This is a genomic window from Dictyobacter arantiisoli (assembly GCF_008326305.1).
Classification (GTDB): domain Bacteria; phylum Chloroflexota; class Ktedonobacteria; order Ktedonobacterales; family Ktedonobacteraceae; genus Dictyobacter; species Dictyobacter arantiisoli.
The window spans coordinates 1-1,915 of sequence record NZ_BIXY01000216.1 but is presented as its reverse complement, the minus strand read 5'-3'; the positions used below and the strand labels follow the sequence as shown (position 1 = coordinate 1,915).

Annotated in this window: 1 protein-coding gene; it reads left to right on the top strand. The window is 52.3% G+C overall.

The features are described 5' to 3' along the window. Positions 1-104: 104 nt before the first annotated feature. Positions 105-1,907 carry a group II intron reverse transcriptase/maturase gene (gene ltrA / locus F1593_RS27880; RefSeq protein WP_149404816.1) on the top strand — a complete coding sequence of 601 codons (1,803 nt, stop codon included), beginning with the start codon at positions 105-107 and terminating at the stop codon, positions 1,905-1,907. Positions 1,908-1,915: the final 8 nt, after the last annotated feature.

Below are 1,915 nucleotides of genomic sequence, written 5' to 3'. Positions count from 1 at the left end.
CGCCGATGCTGAGCAGGATTCCCCAAGAAGCTTAACGCCTTTGGGAAAGCCAGAGGATATGCTGACGTGGGGACGATGACCGGGAAGAAAGAGGCACAAGTCGGATGTCAGAGACGAAGGCACCCAAGATCAAGCAGAAACCCCTGCCTGATCCTGCGAGTGAGAGTTGGCGCAAGCTGCCCTGGCGGAAGTTTGAGCAGCATGTATACAGACTCCAAAAGCGCATCTTTCGAGCCAGTCAACATGGCAATACCCAAGCTGTCCACAAACTCCAGAAGCTGCTGACGAAATCCAGAGCAGCCCGCCTTCTTGCAGTACGGAGGGTGACACAAGATAACCAGGGAAAGAACACTGCCGGGATAGATGGGATAAAAGCCGTCGCGCCCCAACAACGACTTGCCTTGGCCGAGCAAATTCACCCGAAAGCATGGGAAGGCAATCGACCCAGACCTGTTCGACGGGTCTGGATACCGAAACCGGGCAAAGCGGAAAAGCGACCACTGGGAATTCCGGTCATGCTGGATCGGGCGCATCAATACCTCATCAAGCTGGCACTGGAACCCGAATGGGAAGCCCACTTTGAACCAAATAGCTACGGATTTCGCCCAGGCCGTTGCGCCCAGGATGCTAAAGAAGCCATCTTTAATGCCATCCGCTACCAGTCCAAATACGTGCTGGACGCGGATATCTCCGGGTGCTTCGATAACATCTCCCATACGTCCTTGCTGCAAAAACTCCACTCCTACCCAGCAATCCAAAGAACGGTCAAAGCATGGCTAAAAGCTGGCATCATGGAAGATGGCGGTTTTCATGAGACGATGAAAGGAACTCCGCAAGGAGGAGTAGCGTCACCTTTACTCATGAATATTGCTTTGCATGGCATCGAAACAGCGATTCGAGAAGCCTTCTCCTACAAGGAGAGTGTTCCTCGACTCGTTCGTTACGCCGATGATCTGGTAGTTCTTCATCCTACAGAGGCAGGTGTGCAGAAAGCAAAGCACCTTCTGGAAATATGGTTGAGCACGATGGGGCTTGAGCTCAAGCCCAGTAAAACCCGAATAACCCACACGCTCCAGGAATATCAGGGGCAGGTGGGCTTCGATTTTCTTGGCTGGACGATCCGACAATTCCCCGTAGGCAAAACCCATACGGGAAAGAACCCACGAGGAAGACCGCTCGGTTTCAAAACAATCATCACTCCCAGTAAAGAGGCGGTCAAACGTCACACTGCTGATATGAAGATGGTGATTGACAGAAATCAACATGCCCCACAAGAGAAGCTCATTGAGGAACTCAATCGCGTGAATCGGGGATGGGCGAACTACCATCGCAGAACAGCGGCCTCAAAGACGTTTCATGCCTGTGACCATCTGCTCTACCTCCAATTAAAACGGTGGGCGAAGCGCCGCCATCCCAACAAGGGAGGGCATTGGATCGCGAACAAATACTGGCATGTGGATAAAGGACAGGGCTGGCAGTTTCAAAGCCAGCAAGCAAAGCTGTGGAAACACGGACAAGCACATGTCCAGAGACATATCAAAGTCAAGGGAGCGGCCAGCCCTTACAATGGGGACCTTCTCTACTGGAGCCAACGACTCAAAACGCATCCCCTATGCAATGGCGTCAAGGGAGTGCTCTTGCAGAAACAGCAAGGGAAATGTCGCTGGTGTGAATTGCTCTTTCAAGACACCGATGTCATTGAAATCGATCACATTATCCCAAAAAGTGAAGGCGGCGGCGAAGAGCTCAGTAACAAATGCTTGCTCCACCGACATTGCCATGATGAACGACACGTCGGACGTGTCAATGGTATCTGTGCCAAGGACCCGATCATTGAGGAGCCGGATGAAGGGAAACTTTCCAGTCCGGTTTTGAAGCCGAGCGGAGGGGGCGACTCCTTCGCTTAGGTTAACAA